The organism is Faecalibacterium sp. DFI.5.82 (assembly GCF_029076575.1).
Taxonomy (GTDB): domain Bacteria; phylum Bacillota; class Clostridia; order Oscillospirales; family Ruminococcaceae; genus Faecalibacterium; species Faecalibacterium duncaniae.
Genome location: NZ_JARFIS010000288.1, coordinates 1 through 327 on the forward strand (window position 1 = coordinate 1; position 327 = coordinate 327).

General features: G+C 57.2%; 1 protein-coding gene. It reads left to right on the forward strand.

Translation table 11 applies throughout. From position 1 onward, the window contains the following. On the forward strand, nt 1-327 hold a 327-nt coding region (locus tag P0G09_RS16645), incomplete at both ends, for a hypothetical protein (protein ID WP_275253218.1).

A 327-nucleotide genomic window follows, 5' to 3' on the forward strand; every position in this document is an offset into this window, starting at 1 on the left:
GGGCTGTGGAAAAACAGGTGCAGGAGCTGCAGAGCTATATCGACCGGCGCGTTCTTTCCAGCCGGGATATCGACAAGCTGGACGACTGGTCTGTGCGGAACGGCAGCACGATGTTCATCATTAACGACCGCTCCCGGATGCTCTATTCCTCCTATCCGCTGGTCGCTCCGGTCTACGAGGGGCGGGGAAACGTGACTGAAGCGTTTCCGGCCGATTCGGCCGAGCACTGGCTCCCGATGTACTCGCTCTCTTTTTCGGAAAAAGAGACCACCGCAATGTACTATTACAACGGCGTGGATGCCTATTACGGCAAAGGGTGCGAGATCC